This window comes from Pseudomonas sp. B14-6, from assembly GCF_013260315.1.
Classification (GTDB): Bacteria; Pseudomonadota; Gammaproteobacteria; order Pseudomonadales; family Pseudomonadaceae; genus Aquipseudomonas; species Aquipseudomonas mandelii.
This window is the reverse complement of the sequence record NZ_CP053929.1, coordinates 75,814-94,525: the sequence shown is the minus strand read 5'-3', so window position 1 is coordinate 94,525 and position 18,712 is coordinate 75,814. Positions and strand designations below refer to the sequence as shown.

Annotated in this window: 12 protein-coding genes, 4 tRNA genes and 1 pseudogene; 4 read left to right on the top strand and 13 right to left on the bottom strand. The window is 57.6% G+C overall.

The window, feature by feature from the left end:
* Positions 1-24: 24 nt before the first annotated feature.
* Both HP062_RS00390 and HP062_RS00385 read right to left on the bottom strand, forming a co-directional pair.
* Complete coding sequence (locus HP062_RS00390) at positions 25-951, bottom strand: 1-aminocyclopropane-1-carboxylate deaminase/D-cysteine desulfhydrase (RefSeq protein ID WP_010458726.1); 927 nt, start codon at positions 949-951, stop codon at positions 25-27.
* Between the two features lie 190 nt (positions 952-1,141).
* Positions 1,142-3,180, bottom strand: a pseudogene (locus HP062_RS00385) (FAD-dependent oxidoreductase).
* A 208-nt stretch (positions 3,181-3,388) separates the two neighbouring features.
* Here HP062_RS00385 and HP062_RS00380 point away from each other — a divergent pair.
* Positions 3,389-4,519, top strand: a complete 1,131-nt coding sequence (locus tag HP062_RS00380) for a carbon-nitrogen hydrolase family protein (RefSeq protein WP_083377195.1) — start codon at positions 3,389-3,391, stop codon at positions 4,517-4,519.
* 3 nt (positions 4,520-4,522) lie between these two features.
* Positions 4,523-5,563 (top strand): AraC family transcriptional regulator, encoded by a 1,041-nt coding sequence (locus HP062_RS00375; RefSeq protein ID WP_010458719.1) that lies wholly within the window; start codon positions 4,523-4,525, stop codon positions 5,561-5,563.
* 345 nt (positions 5,564-5,908) lie between these two features.
* On the opposite strand, the gene HP062_RS00370 is transcribed toward HP062_RS00375, so the two are convergent.
* The 11 genes from HP062_RS00370 to HP062_RS00320 form a co-directional block, all read right to left on the bottom strand.
* Positions 5,909-6,745: a DUF2242 domain-containing protein gene (locus tag HP062_RS00370; RefSeq protein WP_010458715.1), complete on the bottom strand. Its 837-nt coding sequence runs from the start codon at positions 6,743-6,745 to the stop codon at positions 5,909-5,911.
* Between the two features lie 229 nt (positions 6,746-6,974).
* Positions 6,975-8,846 (bottom strand): SurA N-terminal domain-containing protein, encoded by a 1,872-nt coding sequence (locus tag HP062_RS00365; RefSeq protein ID WP_083377196.1) that lies wholly within the window; start codon positions 8,844-8,846, stop codon positions 6,975-6,977.
* 233 nt (positions 8,847-9,079) lie between these two features.
* The gene (locus HP062_RS00360; protein ID WP_002552737.1) at positions 9,080-9,352 is read right to left on the bottom strand and encodes an HU family DNA-binding protein; all 273 of its coding nucleotides are present in this window, start codon (positions 9,350-9,352) and stop codon (positions 9,080-9,082) included.
* A gap of 147 nt (positions 9,353-9,499) precedes the next feature.
* A complete protein-coding gene (lon, locus tag HP062_RS00355; protein ID WP_010458711.1) occupies positions 9,500-11,896 on the bottom strand; it encodes an endopeptidase La in 2,397 nt (798 codons plus the stop codon).
* 162 nt (positions 11,897-12,058) lie between these two features.
* Positions 12,059-13,342, bottom strand: coding sequence for an ATP-dependent Clp protease ATP-binding subunit ClpX (gene clpX / locus HP062_RS00350; RefSeq protein WP_046032565.1), 1,284 nt, complete (start codon positions 13,340-13,342; stop codon positions 12,059-12,061).
* A gap of 112 nt (positions 13,343-13,454) precedes the next feature.
* Complete coding sequence (gene clpP, locus HP062_RS00345; protein WP_010458706.1) at positions 13,455-14,090, bottom strand: ATP-dependent Clp endopeptidase proteolytic subunit ClpP; 636 nt, start codon at positions 14,088-14,090, stop codon at positions 13,455-13,457.
* A gap of 93 nt (positions 14,091-14,183) precedes the next feature.
* Positions 14,184-15,494: a trigger factor gene (tig, locus tag HP062_RS00340; protein WP_010458704.1), complete on the bottom strand. Its 1,311-nt coding sequence runs from the start codon at positions 15,492-15,494 to the stop codon at positions 14,184-14,186.
* Between the two features lie 401 nt (positions 15,495-15,895).
* Positions 15,896-15,971, bottom strand: a tRNA-His gene (locus HP062_RS00335).
* A gap of 78 nt (positions 15,972-16,049) precedes the next feature.
* Positions 16,050-16,134, bottom strand: a tRNA-Leu gene (locus tag HP062_RS00330).
* A gap of 56 nt (positions 16,135-16,190) precedes the next feature.
* Positions 16,191-16,266: transfer RNA gene (locus tag HP062_RS00325), tRNA-His, on the bottom strand.
* Positions 16,267-16,298: 32 nt separating this feature from the next.
* Positions 16,299-16,375, bottom strand: a tRNA-Arg gene (locus tag HP062_RS00320).
* Positions 16,376-16,650: 275 nt separating this feature from the next.
* Between HP062_RS00320 and folD the strand changes: the two genes are divergently transcribed.
* Positions 16,651-17,505, top strand: a complete 855-nt coding sequence (gene folD / locus HP062_RS00315) for a bifunctional methylenetetrahydrofolate dehydrogenase/methenyltetrahydrofolate cyclohydrolase FolD (RefSeq protein ID WP_010458702.1) — start codon at positions 16,651-16,653, stop codon at positions 17,503-17,505.
* Between the two features lie 238 nt (positions 17,506-17,743).
* On the top strand, positions 17,744-18,682 hold the full coding sequence (gene pbpG / locus HP062_RS00310) for a D-alanyl-D-alanine endopeptidase (RefSeq protein ID WP_010458699.1): 939 nt from the start codon (positions 17,744-17,746) through the stop codon (positions 18,680-18,682).
* The last annotated feature ends 30 nt before the right edge of the window (positions 18,683-18,712 follow it).

The following is an 18,712-nucleotide window of genomic DNA, read 5'->3' as shown; positions in this document are numbered from 1 at the left end:
ACTGATCCCTGTGGCGAGGGGGTTTCAGGTTTTCAAGCTGCCCCCCCGGCAGCCCTGCAATCCGCCCGTGTGGACGAAGATCAGCCGTGTGCCCTTTTCAAATGTTCCAGCCTCGACTTGCTGCTTGAGCATCAGCAGCGCCTTGCCGGTGTACAGCGGTTCGAGGGGAACTCCCGAAGCCTGTTCCGCCTGGTCGATGAAACTGAGCAGCAGAGGATCGACTTTGGCAAAGCCACCACGGCTGGCATCGAACAGTTCGTAAGCCACGTCATGACTACCCGCCTCTCGGACAATCGATTCAACCTGCTGCGCCACACCATGATCGTCGGGCACCGCGAGCGCGCCATACACCGGGTGTTCGCCCGCCTCCGCCAGCGTCAGGCCGGCCAGGGTCGTGCCGGTTCCGCAAGCCAGCCACCAACCGTCGTAATCGCTCCAGCCCAGGTCGCCGAGTTGATCGAGGACCATCGCCTTCAACTGCCTGCAACCCCGCGCCCCCCGAAGACCGCCGCCCCCTTCAGGCACCGGATACAGGTCGGGATATTGCACCTGCCAGGGCAGCCAGAAACCCGCTTCATGCCGCGCTCGATAACCGCCATAACCCAACCAGTGCAACTGCATGCCGAACGCTTGCAAGTCTTTCACCGTCGGTGTTTCCAGCGGATGACCGCGCAGCAGGCCGACCGTTTTGAAATCGAAACGTTTGCCGGCAGCTGCCAGTGCATGCAGATGATTGGAGTGGGCACCGCCGAGGCTGATGATGCCTTGGGCGCCGATCCGGTCAGCGGCGTTGAGGTGTTCGATGAGTTTGAACCACTTGTTGCCGCTGATCAGTGGGTCGATCCGGTCGAGACGCAGGATGGCGACTTCGATGCTGGCCGTGGTGAGCCAGTCGAGGTCAAGGGGCTGGAGCGGGGCTTGGGGTAGCCAGTCGTTGGGAGGGAGAAGCATCAATGCCGGCTCTGGGTGAAGAGTCGGCATCTTAGCAGCCAATGTGTGGCGAGGGAGCTTGCTCCCGCTCTGCTGCGCAGCGGCCGCAAAACTGGCGACAGTGATTAACCTGACACACCACGATCGCTGATAGAGGGAGTCCTTCGGACTCCAACGGGAGCAACCTCCCTCGCCACAGGGATTGAGTTGCTTACAACTCAGCAGCCAACCGCGAACCCTGATTGATCGCGCGCTTGGCATCCAACTCCGCCGCCACGTCCGCGCCACCAATCAAATGCACGTTCTGCCCGGCAGCCACCAGCCCCTCCTGCAATTCACGCAGCGGATCCTGCCCGGCGCAGATCACGATGTTGTCCACCGGCAGCACCTGCGGCTCACCGGTTTCGCCGATGCGGATGTGCAGGCCTTCATCATCAATCTTCAAGTATTCGACGCTGTTGAGCATCTGCACCTGCTTGTTCTTCAGACCGGTGCGATGAATCCAGCCAGTGGTTTTGCCCAGGCCGTCGCCGACTTTGGATTTCTTGCGTTGCAGCAGGAACACCTCGCGAGCCGGCGCATGGGGTTCAGCCTTGATGCCGGCAACACCGCCGCGCGCTTCAAGATGCGTGTCGATGCCCCACTCCTTCCAGAACGCATCGCGGTCCAGACTGGTGGAAACGCCTTGGTGAACCAGGAATTCCGACACGTCGAAACCGATACCGCCTGCGCCAATTACCGCGACACGCTTGCCCACCGGTTTACGCTCGAGAATCACGTCCAGGTAGCTCAGCACCTTGGCGTTTTCAACGCCGGGAATCGCCGGGGTTCTTGGGGCGATGCCGGTGGCCAGGATGATTTCGTCGTAACCGCCCTCAACCAGTTTCGCCACGTCGACACGGGTGTTCAGGCACACCTCGACGTTGGTAGTTTGCAGTTTGCGATTGAAATAGCGCAGGGTTTCGAAGAACTCTTCCTTGCCCGGCACACGCTTGGCAATGTTGAACTGACCACCAATCTCGCTGGCCGAATCAAACAGCGTCACCGAGTGCCCACGCTCGGCCGCCACAGTGGCCGCAGACAGGCCCGCAGGACCGGCACCCACCACGGCGATTTTCTTGATCTGCTGCACCGGCAGGTAGTTAAGCTCGGTTTCATGGCAAGCACGGGGGTTCACCAGGCAGCTGGTCAACTTGCCGCCGAAGGTATGATCCAGGCATGCCTGGTTGCAACCGATGCAGGTGTTGATTTCGTCGCCACGGCCAGCGGCCGCCTTGTTGACGAAGTCCGGGTCGGCGAGGAACGGCCGCGCCATGGACACCATGTCGGCATCGCCTTCGGCCAGAATCTGCTCGGCCACTTCTGGCGTATTGATGCGGTTGGTGGTGATCAACGGAATGCTCACCGAACCACGCAGCTTGGCCGTGACTTTGCTGAACGCCGCACGCGGCACTTTGGTGGCGATGGTCGGAATCCGCGCTTCGTGCCAGCCGATGCCGGTGTTGATGATGGTCGCGCCAGCCTGCTCGATGGCTTTGGCCAGGGTCACGATCTCTTCCCAGCTGCTGCCGCCTTCCACCAGGTCAAGCATCGACAGGCGGAAGATGATGATGAAGTTCGGGCCGACCGCTTCGCGTACACGGCGGACGATTTCCACCGGCAGGCGCATACGGTTTTCGTAGCTGCCCCCCAACGGTCGGTGCGGTGGTTGGTGTGGGCGGCGAGGAACTGGTTAATGAAATAACCTTCCGAACCCATGATCTCGACGCCGTCGTACTCGGCTTTTTGCGCCAGTGTCGAGCACGTGACGAAATCGCTGATCTGCTTCTCGATACCTTCCTCGTCCAGCTCTTTAGGCTTGAACGGGTTGATCGGCGCCTGAATGGCACTCGGCGCGACCTGTTTCGGGCTGTAGGCATAACGACCGGCGTGGAGGATCTGCATGCAGATCTTGCCGCCCGCCTCGTGCACTGCACGGGTCACGATCTGGTGCTTGAGCGCTTCTTCCTCGGTGGTCAGTTTGGCCGCGCCGGAATACACCCCGCCCTCATCGTTCGGACCAATGCCGCCGGTGACCATCAGCCCGACACCGCCGCGAGCACGCTCGGCGAAGTACGCCGCCATGCGTTCGAAACCACCAGGCTTTTCCTCAAGACCGGTGTGCATCGAACCCATCAGGGTACGGTTGCGCAGCGTGGTGAAACCCAGGTCCAGCGGGGCCAACAGGTGCGGGTAATGAGCGGCGGCCATTTGTAACTCCACATCGAGCGATCACGGAAAAAATGCAGGAGCTCTTCGGCCCCCGTCAGTCATGTTGGACAGACTAAGAGTCGCGCCCCCGTCACTCAATGACCGAAACTGACAACTTATTGATCCAAATGTGCAGCGCCCCTTGGCAAGCGTCGGCATGGGCCCTACCCTAGTCGCGAACCCTGCACACGGCTGTCGACTGTTTTCCATGCGCAAACTTCTGTACCTGACTTTCTCCATGGCATTGATTGCCGCCCTCACGACCTACGCCATGTGGGCCGCGGACCGTCCGGTGGGTCATTACCTGTCGGACCTGCGCATCCAACTCGCGGTCGATCAAGGCACACCCGCCGATCGCGGCAATCTGCTGGGTATCCAGCCCGAGCTGTTTCCCACCGACTATCAAAGCCCCGAACGCCTGCACCGCAAGCTCGCCGCCTATTTGCAGCAGGCCCAGGACCAGGGCTTGCTCAATGAAAAGACCATCGTCGTGCTGCCCGAACATATCGGCACCTGGCTGATGGTCAGCGGCGAGAAAGATGAGCTGTACCAGGCGACCACACTTGAGGAAGCCATGAACTGGCTGGCGGTGAGCAATCCTGTGCAGTTCGTCCGTGCGTTGATCAGCGCCAAGGGCGACAGTCGTCTCGATGACGCTCACTTGCGAATGAAGGCCAAAAGCATGGCCAAGGATTATCAGGCACTGTTCGGGGGGCTGGCGAAGGCGTTCAACGTGACCCTGGTGGCCGGCACTATCGTGCTGCCCGAACCGAGCATCATCGACGGAACACTGAAAGTCGGCCGCGGTGCGTTGTACAACAGCAGCGTGGTGTTCGGTCGCGACGGTGTGCCGATCGGCCAGCCGCAACGCCAGATGCATCCGGTCTTTGCTGACCATGACGTCATCCAGGCCAATGGCGAGCATACGCTCAACGTTGTCGACACACCGGCTGGACGCTTGGGCGTACTGATCGGCAGCGACAGCTGGTACCCGGATAACTACCGCAAACTCGACGCTCAGGGCGCCCATTTGGTGGCTGTTCCGGCGTATGTCGTTGGCCGCGACACCTGGGACAAACCGTGGCGGGGTTACAAGGGGCTGTCGACGCCCAGCTCGGTCAGCCTCAAGGCCGGTGAACTCAGTGAAGGCCAGGCCTGGCATCGTCTGACATTGACCGGCCAGCCGCCCAGCAGCCGGGCCATTGCCGGCATGAGCGTGTTCCTGCGCGGTCAATTCTGGGACAAGGGCAGCGCGGGTCAAAGTTTTCTCAGCAACAACGGGCAGCAGTTCGCCGACGGCAACGCCCGTGGCGCGCGTTTGCTGAACCTCTGGTTGTAACCCATGAAACCGCTGCCGATGCGCCTTGGGGATCTGTCGGTGGGCTTTGTTCACAGCCTGGCCGACGCCGTGCGCAGCCACGGTGTGGACCCGCAACCGTTACTTGAGCAATACGGCCTCGATGCCGCGCGCCTGGCCGAAGCGGGGGCCCGGCTGTCGATCCCGCGCTACATGCGCCTGGGCCACGGAGCCATTCAACTGACCGATAACCCGGCGCTGGGTTTGCGCATGGGCCAGCTCAGTCGTCTGAGTCAGGCCGGCCTGGCCGGAGTCACCGCCGCCCAGGCGCCGACGGTTCGCGAAGCGGCGCGCTGCCTGATTCGTTTTGAAGCCCTGTATGGCTCCAACTACCGTGGTCAATCGAGCTTTCATGAAGACGCTCAGGGCGCGTGGCTGCGGTTCTATTCCATCAGTCCCTACAACGCCTACAACCGCTTCGTGGTGGATTCGATCATCGCCGGGTGGTTGCAGCAATTGTCCAGCGTGAGCCCTGCCCCGCTTCGCGCCGAACGGATCGAGATTGAGTTTGCCGAACCGGATTATCGTGAAGCATATGCCGCGCTGGGCGATTGTCCGATTCAGTTTGGTGCAGAACAGAATCAACTGCGCCTGAGCCTGGCCAGCCTCGCCCAGCGCAACCCGGAGCACTGCCCGAGTACCTGGCGACACTTGCTGCAACTCTGTGAGCGGGAACTGGAGCAACTGACACGCACCCGCAGCCTGCGTGAACGCATCACTCAGTTGCTGGGGCCATTGCTCAATGGTGGCCGGGAACCCGACCTGGAAGAAGTGGCGGCACGCCTGAAGCTGCCGACCTGGACCTTGCGTCGCAAACTCGCCGAGGAAGGCACGCAATTTCGCGCCATTCTCAATGACACGCGCCGCGACCTGGCCATGACCTACATTCGCGACACGGAACTGGCGTTCGGTGAAATCGCCTACCTGCTGGGTTTTGCCTCAGCCGAAGCTTTCCAACGCGCCTTCAAACGCTGGAACGGCCAGACACCCGGCGAGTTTCGCCGCAGCCATCGCCAATCCGCGTGATGCTCAAAGCTCTGTAGCGTCTTCTGCTGGCTCCAATGGGTCCAGTTCAAATGCCTGATACTCGAGCAGCTCTTCTTGATAATCGTCCATTGTGAAATCCCCCTACCGCTCGTTTAAAAATGCCTGAATAAATGACCAACGCCCCGAGCATAAAGTGCCCGCGTGAAAGAAAAATGACGCGGGCGCACCGCTCAGCGGCTACTTATAAAACGTAGCAGGCGGTCAGGAATTTATCACAGGATTTTTTCGATAAAGGCTGTAGGACTGCAGCCTGGTTGACGCGGATCAAACTAACAGCCATTTCGGGAACGGTGCCATCTGACACGATCCCGAAATGTACATCGATTACTGGCTGGCAGCCGGCATGGCTGAAATAGGCTCGCTCGGTGGCGGCAGGCTGGATTGCGGCGGTGGCGTAACGGTTTCCGGGGACGGAACCGGCTCCGGGTTTTCAACCGGGGTGATCGGCGCTGTTTCAGGCGGTGGTGCGACGGGTTCCGAGGCCGCGGGGGCTGGAGCAGGTTCAACCGCAGGCACTGGCGCTGGCTCCGCAGCAGGGGCCGGCGTTGGGGCCAAAGGCGCCGGAGCAGCCTTGGCTTCCGGCATGCCCAGGTCGGTCTTGGGTTTCTCGGGGATGTGTGCAGCCTTTTTCGCTTCCGGCGGCAGGAACAACTCCACCAGCGCAAAGAAACGCTCGTAGAACTTGGCCGACGAGACGGTTTCGCTGGCAACCTTGACCATCGAATCGTCGGAGGAACCGATCGGCATCGACACCGAACCCAACACACCCACGCCCACACTGGCCGAGTTATTGGTTTTCTTCAGCGCATAACGGTCCTGCAGGGCGTTGGCGAACATGGTCGCATGATGGCCCTCACTGCCATCATCGGCACACACCACACTGAAGCTGATCTCCATGTGGGTCTCGCCGGTCTGCTGGAAGCTTTTGTGTCCGCTGACCAGCTTCGGGTCGGCGCTGGTGATGATATAGCCCTGGCTCAGCAACGCCCGACGGGCGGCTTCGCAGGTCTGCGCATCCGTCACCGGGTAATTGCGCGAAAACGTCCCGGAGTCATCGAAGTTCTCATGCTCGTAGATGGGGGCTTTCTTCGACGAGCAGCCGGCAGCGGCGGCCAGCAACAACGCCAGCCCGGCAACACGCATGGGAATTGATTTAAACATTGAACATCCTGAGGGAAACGGTCCGGGGCGTATTGTGCAACAGATCGATGCTTAGCGGAGCATCGATTAGTGTCTTAAAACATTTACAAGGCTACTGACTGTCAGCTATGGGAAAAAGTCCCGTCTGAGTGACCGAAGGGCCCCTCGGAAGTCGCGGCCTGGATCGCACACATAAAAAACCCCGGCCTTTCGGCCGGGGTCTTTGTGGAACGGGCAACTCAGTCAAGCATCAGAAACGCTTGATCTCGGCCTGGCTTTCCAGCTGTTTGCGGTAGGCCGCAAAGTCCTGCTGGCCAATGCGCGAGGCGAGGAAGCGACGGTACTGGGCCTTCTCTTCTTCGGTCGGCGCGGCGGCTTCGTTCACGCCGTTCAGGCGCACGATCACGAGACTACCATCCGTCAGGGTCACGCTGCTGTAGGTCGGCTTGTCCTTGGCGACAGGTTTTGGCATGCGGAACAGCGCTTGCAGCACGGTTGGGTCAATCCCTTCCTGAGCGCGAGTTGCCGCTTCAGTCACTTTCCAGTTCTGACCGTCAATCGCCTTGTCCAGCGGAGTCTTGCCATCGCGCAGGCTGGCGATCAACTCATCAGCCTTGGTCTTGGCGGCAGCACTGGCGTGCTCCTTGGCCAACTGCGCACGAATGCTGGCATTGACGCTTTCCAGCGGCAGTTGCGCAGGCTTCAAGTGTTCCTTGGCGCGCAGCACGATCACGGTTTCCGGGTCCAGCTCGATGGCGGTGCTGTTGGCACCTTCATCCAGCACTTCAGGACTGAACGCCGCGGTGATCACGGCACGGTTAGCCGCCACACCTTCGCCACCCTCGCGGCCAAACGGCTTGGAGGTGTGGACAGTCAGCTTCAGGTCTTGCGCCGGCTGGGCCAGATCGGAGGACTCGAACGAAGAGTCTTCCAGTTGCTTGGTCGCCTCGACAAAACGCTGCTCGACCTGCTGGGTTTTCAGCTCACGGGTCAGCTTGTCTTTAAGGCTGGCCAGCGTCGGCACTTCCGGTGCTTCAACGCCCAACAGTTTGATCAGGTGGAAACCGAAGTCAGTGCGAATCGGTGCCGACACTTGATCCTTGGCCAGAGCATACAGCGCGGTTTCAAATGCAGGGTCGTATACGCCAGGGCCTGCGTAGCCCAGGTCACCGCCGTTGTTCGCCGAACCCGGGTCCTGGGAGAATTCCTTGGCCAGCGCCTCGAATTTCTCGCCTTTGGCCAGACGCGCCTGAATGTCTTCGATCTTGGCCTTGGCTTGCGCCTCGGTCACTTTATCGTTCACTTCGATCAGAATGTGCGCAGCCCGGCGTTGCTCGGACAGGTTCGCGATTTCTTTCTGATACGCCGCTTGCAGGTCTTCGTCCTTGACGCTGACCTGATCGAAGAAGGAAGACTTCTTCAATTCCAGGTAATCGATGACAACCTGATCCGGCGTCATGAATTCCTTGGCATGTTCGTCGTAGTAGGCCTTGACCTCATCGTCGGTCAGCTTCACCGCTGCCGGGTCAACCTTGACGTTCAGGGAAGCGAAATCGCGGGTCTGTTTTTCCAGACGGGCGAAGGCCAGAACCTGTGCGTCGGTGACGAAACCGCTACCCGCCAGGCCAGCGCGCAGCTGACCGATCAGCATTTCCTGAGCCAGCATCTGGCGGAATTGCATGCGGCTGTAGCCCAGTTGACGAATCACCTGATCGAAGCGCTCAGCACTGAACTTGCCATCCACCTGAAACTCAGGTGTTTGCAGGATCACTTGGTCCAAGGCCGCTTCGGAGAAAGCGAATTTCGATTCTTCTGCGCCTTGCAGCAGCAGTTTGCGGTCGATCAAGCCTTTGAGAGCCGATTCGCGCAGCATTTTTTCGTCGAGCAAGGAAGCGTCGAAATCCTTGCCCAGCTGTTGCATCAGCTGACGGCGTTGCATATCGACCGCCTGGCTCAGCTCGTTCTGGCTGATTTCTTCGCCGTTAACCTTGGCCGCATCATTACGACTGGTGGTGGCCTGAAAAATGGCGTCGAAACCGGTCAAAGCCATCAGTGCAACGATGACCCCGATAATGGTCTTGGCAATCCAGCCTTGTGAATTGTCCCTGATATTCTGCAGCATGCGTCCCCCAGAAACGGTTGAACTTCAAAATTAGGCAACCGTGGAGCGTGGGTAGAATCCGGATAGAAGAAAGGCGCATCCGAGGATGCGCCTTCTCGTAACTGGCGGAGCGGACCAAGGGTTCGAACTTGCGACCCTCGGCGTCTCGGACCGGCAACTTGCCGACTGGACTACCGCTCCGCTGCCAGGTCAGGCATGACCCCGACCCGGATAGGCAAAAACCTGAAACGAACTTAGTTGACAGCTTCTTTCAGTGCTTTACCGGCTTTGAAACCTGGTTTTTTGGCTGCTGCGATTTCCAGCGTCTTACCGGTCTGTGGGTTACGACCAATGCGAGCTGGACGATCGGTAACGGAGAAGGTACCGAAACCAACCAGAACAACAGAGTCGCCAGCCTTGAGAGCGCCAGTGACGGATTCGATTACAGCGTCCAGCGCACGGCCAGCAGCAGCTTTCGGGATATCAGCGGATGCAGCGATAGCATCAATCAGTTCCGACTTGTTCACTCTAAGTCCCCTTATATCTATTTGAGTATGATTCTAAGTTTTTTGGTGAAAGCAAAAACGAGTGCTGAATGGCCTACAGACACTTAAGAGCCGCTTTATAACAAGGGCTCTAAAAAGCTGTCAACAAGCCACTCAGGCAAATGCGTACTAATGCGTGCTAATTCTTTCCTTAGAGTCAGACTCGCGTTTTTCATCCTTTGCAACTATCTCTGGAACCACATCTGGCAGCGGCTCCGGCGCGTATTGCAGCGCAATTTGCAGGACCTCGTCAATCCATTTAACCGGTTTAATCTGCAGATCTTGCTTGATATTGTCAGGAATTTCCTTCAGATCGCGCACGTTCTCTTCAGGAATGATCACGGTCTTGATCCCGCCACGGTGAGCAGCCAGCAGTTTTTCCTTCAATCCGCCAATCGCCAACACCTGGCCACGCAAGGTGATTTCGCCTGTCATGGCAACATCCGCACGTACTGGAATCCCGGTCAATGCCGACACCAGGGCCGTGCACATGCCTACGCCGGCGCTAGGGCCGTCTTTCGGGGTCGCCCCTTCCGGCATGTGGATGTGCGTGTCGCGCTTCTCGTGGAAGTCCAGGGGAATCCCCAGGCTCTTCGCACGGCTGCGCACAACGGTCAGCGCGGCCGTGATCGATTCGACCATCACATCGCCCAGCGAACCGGTCTTGATCAGCTGGCCTTTACCCGGCACGACAGCAGCTTCGATGGTCAGCAATTCACCACCGACCTGAGTCCATGCCAGACCGGTGACCTGACCGATCTGATCCTGCGACTCAGCCAGACCGTAGCGGAATTTGCGCACACCCAGGAAGTGTTCCAGCATCTCGGCAGTGACCTTCACCGAGAAGCGTTTTTCCAGTGCGTGCTCTTTGACCGCCTTGCGGCAAACCTTCGCAATCTGGCGTTCCAGCCCACGCACACCGGCTTCGCGGGTGTAGTAGCGGATGATGTCGCGGATCGCTTCGGCGTCGAATTCCAGCTCGCCTTTCTTCAAGCCGTTGGCAGTAATCTGCTTGGGCGAGAGGTATTTGACGGCGATGTTGATCTTTTCGTCTTCGGTGTAGCCAGGCAGACGAATCACTTCCATCCGGTCGAGCAGCGCCGGCGGAATATTCATGGAGTTCGAGGTGCACAGGAACATCACATCGGACAAGTCGTAGTCGACTTCCAGATAGTGATCGTTGAAGTTGTGGTTCTGCTCCGGATCGAGCACTTCCAGCAACGCCGACGCCGGATCGCCACGCATGTCGCTGCCCATTTTGTCGATTTCATCGAGCAGGAACAGCGGGTTGCGGACGCCCACCTTCGTCATCTTTTGAATCAATCTTCCTGGCATCGAACCGATGTAAGTCCGGCGATGACCACGAATTTCCGCTTCGTCACGCACGCCACCGAGGGCCATACGGACAAATTTGCGGTTGGTGGCGTGAGCGATCGACTCTGCCAGAGAGGTTTTACCCACCCCTGGAGGACCGACCAGGCACAACACCGGACCACGAATTTTCTTCACGCGCTTTTGCACGGCGAGGTATTCAAGGATCCGCTCTTTGACTTCTTCCAGACCGTAGTGGTCTGCATCAAGAATGTCTTCTGCGCGCGCAAGGTCCAGGCGCACTTTGCTCTGGGCCTTCCACGGCACCTGAACCAGCCAGTCGATGTACGAACGCACCACGGTCGCTTCCGCGGACATTGGCGACATTTGTTTCAACTTGTTCAGTTCACCCTGGGCCTTGGCCAAGGCATCTTTCGGCAGGCCCGCGGCATCGATGCGCTTTTTCAGCTCTTCGATTTCGTTGTGGCCTTCGTCGCTGTCGCCGAGCTCTTTCTGAATGGCCTTCATCTGCTCATTCAGGTAGTACTCGCGCTGGCTGCGCTCCATTTGTTTCTTGACGCGACCGCGAATGCGTTTTTCGACTTGCAGCAGGTCGATCTCGGCATCCAGCAACGCCAGAACGTGCTCGACCCGGGCCGACAAATCGATGATTTCGAGGATTTCCTGCTTCTGCTCGATCTTCAGGGCCATGTGAGCGGCCATGGTGTCGACCAGGCGACCCGGCTCGTCGATGCTGTTGAGCGACGAGAGGACTTCAGCCGGGACTTTCTTGCCCAGCTGCACATATTGTTCGAACTGAGCCAAAAGGCTGCGGACGAACACTTCCGACTCGCGCTCAGGCGCGTCGACTTCGTCGATCAGCGAGACTTCGGCACGGCAGTGGCCGTCCACTTCGCTGAAGCGCTCCACGGCGCCCCGCTGCTCGCCTTCGACCAGAACCTTGACCGTGCCGTCAGGCAGCTTGAGCAGCTGCAGAACGGTCGCAATGGTGCCTACGCGATAAAGTGCATCTTCACCGGGATCGTCGTCAGCAGGGTTTCTCTGAGCCAGCAGAAGAATCTGCTTGTCGCCCGTCATCGCAGCCTCGAGGGCTTCGATGGATTTCTCGCGCCCCACGAACAGCGGGATAACCATGTGCGGATAAACCACAACATCACGCAATGGCAGGAGAGGCAATTCGATGGTTGTCTTCATGATTTCGCCTCTACGGCGGCCATATGGCCGTAAACAGATGGAAGTAAGCTTGAAACCAAGATGGGGGCTGCTTTGAAAAAAAACAAGCGCAAAGAGGGTGTTAAAAACGCTTTAAAAGAAAAGGGGCCCGAAGGCCCCTTCTTTGTTCCAGCTGCCGGACGCTTAAGCGTCTGGCGCAGCCTTGGCAGCCGGCTCACTGTTTTCGTAGATATACAGTGGCTTGGACTTGCCTTCTATAACGCTTTCGTCGATCACTACTTTACTCACCTCGGACTGCGAGGGGATTTCATACATAGTGTCGAGCAATACACCTTCGAGAATCGAACGCAGTCCACGGGCACCGGTCTTGCGTTCCAGAGCACGTTTGGCGACCGATTTCAGTGCGTCGGTCCGGAATTCCAGGTCTACACCTTCCATCTCGAACAGCTTGGCATACTGCTTGGTCAAAGCATTTTTCGGCTCGGTGAGAATCTGCATTAACGCAGCCTCATCAAGCTCGTCCAGCGTGGCAAGGACCGGCAGACGACCGACGAACTCCGGGATCAGACCGAACTTGACCAGATCGTCAGGCTCGACTTCACGCAGGGATTCACCCACCTTCTTGCCTTCTTCCTTGCTGCGAACTTCCGCGTTGAAACCGATGCCGCCCTTGGTGGAACGGTTTTGAATAACCTTTTCCAGACCGGAGAACGCACCACCGCAGATGAACAGGATGTTACGGGTGTCGACCTGAAGGAATTCCTGCTGCGGATGCTTGCGACCACCTTGCGGCGGAACGGAAGCGACCGTGCCTTCGATCAACTTGAGCAGGGCCTGCTGCACGCCTTCACCGGAAACGTCCCGGGTGATCGACGGGTTGTCAGACTTGCGCGAGATCTTGTCGATTTCGTCGATGTAGACAATGCCCATCTGGGCTTTTTCCACGTCGTAATCGCACTTCTGCAGCAGCTTCTGAATGATGTTCTCGACATCTTCACCCACGTAACCCGCCTCGGTGAGGGTGGTTGCATCGGCGATGGTGAACGGAACGTTCAGCAAGCGGGCCAGTGTTTCGGCAAGCAGGGTTTTACCCGAGCCTGTCGGGCCGATCAGCAAGATGTTGCTTTTGCCAAGTTCGACGTCGTCATTCTTTTTGTCGCGCTGGTTCAGACGCTTGTAGTGGTTGTACACCGCTACGGCCAGAACCTTTTTCGCACGCTCCTGACCAATCACGTACTGATCAAGGATGCCGCTGATTTCTTTAGGCGAAGGCAATTTATGCGCGCTGCTTTCGGCCTGGGCTTCCTGCACCTCCTCTCGGATGATGTCATTGCACAGGTCGACGCACTCGTCGCAGATAAAGACCGAGGGGCCGGCAATCAATTTGCGTACTTCATGCTGGCTTTTGCCACAGAAGGAGCAATAGAGCAGCTTGCCGTTGTCCTCGCCGTTGCGGGTGTCAGTCATTCGTTCGATCCAAATCCGATAGGCTTGCAACACAAGATGAAGGCTATTGCGGGCTTTTTCAAGCCCGCCGGTGATCGGACCAGCCGACCCACCCTATTTTGAGCTGCTTAATTTAAGCGGGGCGCTGGTTGATCACTTCATCGATCAACCCGTACTCACGCGCGGCTTCTGCACTCATGAAGTTATCGCGGTTGGTATCGCGCTCGATTTCTTCAAGTGTGTGGCCGCTGTGCTTGGCCATCAGCGTGTTGAGACGCTCACGAATGAAGAGAATTTCCTTGGCATGGATTTCGATATCCGAAGCCTGGCCTTGGAAACCGCCCAGTGGCTGGTGAATCATCACGCGCGAATTCGGCAGGCAATAACGCTTGCCGGCGGCACCGGCCGTCAAAAGGAAGGCGCCCATGCTGCAGGCCTGACCAATACAGGTGGTCGATACATTGGGTTTGATGAACTGCATGGTGTCATAGATCGACATGCCCGCTGTCACCGAACCGCCCGGGGAGTTGATATAGAGATGGATGTCCTTGTCCGGGTTTTCCGCTTCAAGGAACAGCAATTGCGCACAAATCAGGTTGGCCATGTAGTCCTCTACCGGGCCAACCAGAAAAATCACTCGTTCCTTGAGAAGGCGCGAGTAGATGTCATAGGCGCGCTCGCCACGAGCAGACTGCTCGACAACCATCGGGACCAGGCCGCCAGCGGCCTGGATATCAGAGTTCTGCTGAATATACGAATTACGGAACATGCTCTGCAGTCACTCCCAAATAGTTATGTCTTGAATACGCATAAGCCAGCACGAAGGCTGGCTTATGGTGTGTGCTTCTTACCGCAAAAACGATCAGTCGGCTTGTGGAGCTTCTACCGGCTTGACTGCTTCTTCGTAAGAGACCGATTTGTCGGTCACGCTAGCTTTCTGCAGAACAGTATCCACAACTTGTTCTTCCAGCACAACCGAACGAACTTCGTTCAGTTGCTGGTCGTTCTTGTAGTACCAGGACACAACCTGCTCAGGCTCTTGGTAGGCCGAAGCCATTTCCTGAATCATTTCACGAACGCGGGCTTCGTCAGGCTTGAGGTCGAATTGCTTGACCACTTCAGCCACGATCAGACCCAGAACAACACGGCGCTTGGCTTGTTCTTCGAACAGCTCGGCCGGCAGTTGGTCAGGCTTGATGTTGCCGCCGAACTGCTGAACAGCCTGCACGCGCAGACGGTCAACTTCGTTGGACAGCAGCGCCTTAGGCACTTCGATCGGGTTGGTGGCCAGCAGACCGTCCATTACCTGATTCTTGACCTTGGATTTGATCGCCTGACGCAGTTCACGCTCCATGTTCTTGCGAACTTCGGTGCGGAAGCCTTCCAGGCCCGTTTCCTTGATGCCGAATTGAGCGAAGAATTCTTCGTTCAGTTCTGGCAGTTTCGGCTCGGAAACAGTATTCACGGTCACGGTGAACTCAGCGGTTTTGCCAGCCAGGTCGAGGTTCTGATAGTCCTCTGGGAAGGTCAAGTTCAGCACGCGCTCTTCGCCGGCTTTAGCGCCAACCAGGCCGTCTTCGAAACCAGGGATCATGCGGCCGGAACCCAGCACCAGCTGAGTACCCTTGGCAGAACCGCCAGCGAACACTTCACCGTCAACCTTGCCAACGAAATCGATGTTCAGTTGGTCTTCGTTCTGAGCGGCGCGCTCAGCCACTTCGAAACGGGTGTTCTGCTTGCGCAGCACGTCCAGCATCTTGTCCAGATCGGCGTCAGCCACGTCAGCGCTCAGGCGCTCTACGGTGATGCCGTCGAAGCCAGCAACGGTGAACTCAGGGAACACTTCGAAAACTGCAACGTATTCCAGATCTTTGCCAGCTTCCATCGATTTAGGCTCGATCGAAGGAGCACCAGCCGGGTTCAGCTTTTGCTCGACAACAGCTTCGTAGAACGAAGACTGGATCACATCGCCTACAGCTTCCTGACGCGCATCAGCACCGAAACGGCGCTTGATTTCGCTCATTGGCACTTTGCCTGGACGGAAGCCAGCAATCTTGGCCTTTTGGGCAGTCTGCTGCAGACGCTTGTTGACCTGAGTCTCGATGCGCTCAGCCGGCACGGTGATGCTCATGCGGCGCTCAAGAGCAGAAGTATTTTCAACAGAAACTTGCATGGATATTCCTCGTTGCACAGACGTTAGCCGGCCGTTTCCGACCCCAGAATCAAGGGCATGCATTCTAGTGGGTCAAACTCAAGAAGTCACCCTACTGAAAACGGGTAAAAAAGCAGCAGGCAATTTATAGGCGGGGACAAACGGTTGTGCCTCGCCCTGTTAGCAAATACAGCCAGTCACGCCAGGGCTCTGCACCAATCCTTCTATATATAGAAGAAGTTGCCAATCATCTCCCTGACAGCCGGTCTTGCGAGCAAGCCGGCGGGCGGCGCGGCATCATCGAGAAACATAAATACGACGAAACACCCCACCCCTGCGACCCAGGACATGCAGCCGCTTGACACTCGAACCGCTAAAACAAAAAAGGCGCCAGACTGTTAAATCTGGCGCCTCTCGAAATATGGGGTGGACGAAGGGGATCGAACCCTCGACAACGGGAGTCACAATCCCGTGCTCTACCAACTGAGCTACGCCCACCATATTGCCTTGCAAAGAAGCCAATCAACTCCCTTGCTGCGCCCCAACCAGGCCAACCGGCTTGAGTGAAGCTTTATTTGGTGCGGATGAAGAGACTCGAACTCTTACACCTTGCGGCGCTGGAACCTAAATCCAGTGTGTCTACCAATTCCACCACATCCGCGTTTGAAGCTGTTAAAGCAAAGGCGCCAGACTGTTAATCTGGCGCCTTTTGAAATATGGGGTGGACGAAGGGGATCGAACCCTCGACAACGGGAGTCACAATCCCGTGCTCTACCAACTGAGCTACGCCCACCATATCGCGCTACTTGTGCCAAAGCTGCCTAATGGCGCACCCGGCAGGACTCGAACCTGCGACCATCCGCTTAGAAGGCGGATGCTCTATCCAGCTGAGCTACGGGCGCCTTATTAATCTGTACTCTTGGAGGACTACAAACTAAGAGCTTTCCAGTCTCGCAGAACCGTAATTCCGCTTGACCTTCTCATCCAGTGCTAGGCTGTGCCCGACAAGTGCGACGAATAGTATAGAGCGCCCCGAAGGCCGTCAAATGCTTTTTATAAAAAATTCATTTAATTAAAGGGCTTAGAGGAATTTGCAGACCAAGCGCCTTTGCCCTCACCTCATGACATGCGAGAATGTGTTCTCTTTTTTTCCCCTCTCGATGGTTAATCACGCGCAATGACTGCACAACTAATCGACGGCAAATCGATCGCCGCCAGCCTGCGCCAGCAGATCGCCAAACGAGTCACCGAGCGTCGCGAGCAAGGCCTGCGTACCCCGGGCCTCGCGGTGATCCTGGTCGGCAGCGATCCCGCCTCTCAGGTTTATGTCTCGCACAAGCGTAAAGACTGTGAAGAGGTCGGCTTCATTTCCCAAGCCTACGACCTGCCTTCCGAAACCACTCAAGAAGCACTGACCGACCTGATCGATCGCCTGAACGACGATCCGGCAATTGACGGCGTTCTGCTTCAGCTTCCTTTACCTGAGCACCTGGATGCCTCCAAATTGCTGGAGCGCATTCGTCCAGATAAAGACGTCGACGGCTTCCATCCTTATAACGTCGGCCGCCTGGCCCAGCGCATCCCGTTGCTGCGTCCGTGCACCCCCAAAGGCATCATGACCTTGCTGGAAAGCACCGGTGTAGACCTTTACGGGATGGACGCGGTGGTCGTCGGAGCCTCCAACATCGTTGGCCGTCCGATGGCGATGGAATTGCTGCTCGCCGGTTGCACCGTGACCGTCACCCACCGCTTCACCAAGGATCTGGCCGGCCACGTCGGCCGTGCCGACCTGGTTGTCGTCGCCGCCGGCAAACCGGGCCTGGTCAAAGGTGAGTGGATCAAGGAAGGCGCGATCGTGATCGACGTCGGCATCAACCGCCAGGAAGACGGCAAACTGGTCGGTGACGTGATCTACGAAACCGCCCTGCCCCGCGCTGGCTGGATCACGCCGGTACCGGGCGGTGTTGGCCCGATGACGCGTGCCTGCCTGCTGGAAAACACGCTGTACGCGGCAGAAACACTGCACAGCTGAGTGCCTGCTTCGACATAAGCGATGAACAAAAGAACCCCGCCAATGGCGGGGTTCTTTTTGCCTGGGGTGAAAGATCGACCATCCGCCGGAAAATGACTTTTTTTTTCATGTTTCCAAGGACTTTCACCTCCTCCTTGAACAACCATCGACAGTTATTCAGCCATACTCCAGAATGTCGCGCTTTTTACGAAATAACCCGTTACATAACGGCTTATCAACACCTTATGAGTCCGCCAGCGTGAAAATCCGTCTTTCCATCCTGAGCCTATTTTTTGTATTTACAGGGACGTTCATCACGCCAATCGCCAGCGCCGCGGAGACCACCGCAGCCCCCCGAGACACGAAACAACTCAAGCTCGCTTCCGGCAGCTCTTTGCTGCTGGATATGCAGACCAACAAAGTCATCTATGCCAGCAACCCCGATGTGGTTGTCCCTATCGCCTCGGTCAGCAAATTGATGACCGGTCTGGTTGTGGTCGAAGCCAGGCAGAACATGGACGAGTACATCAATATCAACATCAGCGACACGCCAGAAATGAAAGGCGTGTTTTCCCGGGTCAAACTCAAAAGCGAATTGCCGCGCAGGGAAATGCTGCTGATCGCCCTGATGTCCTCGGAAAACCGTGCAGCGGCGAGCCTGGCTCATCACTATCCGGGTGGCTACGTCGCATTCATTGCCGCGATGAACGCCAAGGCAAAGGCGCTGGGCATGACCAGCACCCACTTCGTCGAGCCGACGGGCCTCTCCCCGCGCAACGTCTCTACTGCCCGCGACCTGAGCAAATTGCTGATCGCCGCACACAAATACCCGTTATTGACCGAGTTGAGCACCACCAAAGAAAAAACCGTCACCTTCCGCAAACCCAACTACAGCCTGGGTTTCCGTAACACCGACCATTTGGTCCGCAAGCCAAACTGGGACATCAAACTGACCAAAACCGGGTTCACCAACGAAGCCGGTCACTGCCTGGTGTTGGTGACCAGCATGGGCAATCGCCAGGTGGCGCTGGTGATTCTCGACGCCTTCGGCAAGTACACGCATTTTGCCGATGCCGCCCGCATCCGCAGCTGGGTGGAAACCGGCAAAGGCGCAGACGTGCCGTCGGTAGCCTTGCAGTACAAGTCGGACAAGAACCTCAAGCACCGCCAGAGCGGTGTGGTTGAAGCCTCGAAATAAGTCAGCGACAGAAAAAACAAAGCCCCGATC

Excerpts from the sequence above, each read along its gene's own strand:
- clpX (WP_046032565.1), bottom strand. The coding sequence starts at position 13,342 with ATGACTGACACCCGCAACGGCGAGGACAACGGCAAGCTGCTCTATTGC.
- folD (WP_010458702.1), top strand. The coding sequence starts at position 16,651 with ATGACTGCACAACTAATCGACGGCAAATCGATCGCCGCCAGCCTGCGC.
- HP062_RS00390 (WP_010458726.1), bottom strand. The coding sequence starts at position 951 with ATGCTTCTCCCTCCCAACGACTGGCTACCCCAAGCCCCGCTCCAGCCC.
- tig (WP_010458704.1), bottom strand. The coding sequence starts at position 15,494 with ATGCAAGTTTCTGTTGAAAATACTTCTGCTCTTGAGCGCCGCATGAGC.
- clpP (WP_010458706.1), bottom strand. The coding sequence starts at position 14,090 with ATGTTCCGTAATTCGTATATTCAGCAGAACTCTGATATCCAGGCCGCT.
- HP062_RS00375 (WP_010458719.1), top strand. The coding sequence starts at position 4,523 with ATGAAACCGCTGCCGATGCGCCTTGGGGATCTGTCGGTGGGCTTTGTT.
- HP062_RS00380 (WP_083377195.1), top strand. The coding sequence starts at position 3,389 with ATGCGCAAACTTCTGTACCTGACTTTCTCCATGGCATTGATTGCCGCC.
- HP062_RS00365 (WP_083377196.1), bottom strand. The coding sequence starts at position 8,846 with ATGCTGCAGAATATCAGGGACAATTCACAAGGCTGGATTGCCAAGACC.
- lon (WP_010458711.1), bottom strand. The coding sequence starts at position 11,896 with ATGAAGACAACCATCGAATTGCCTCTCCTGCCATTGCGTGATGTTGTG.
- HP062_RS00370 (WP_010458715.1), bottom strand. The coding sequence starts at position 6,745 with ATGTTTAAATCAATTCCCATGCGTGTTGCCGGGCTGGCGTTGTTGCTG.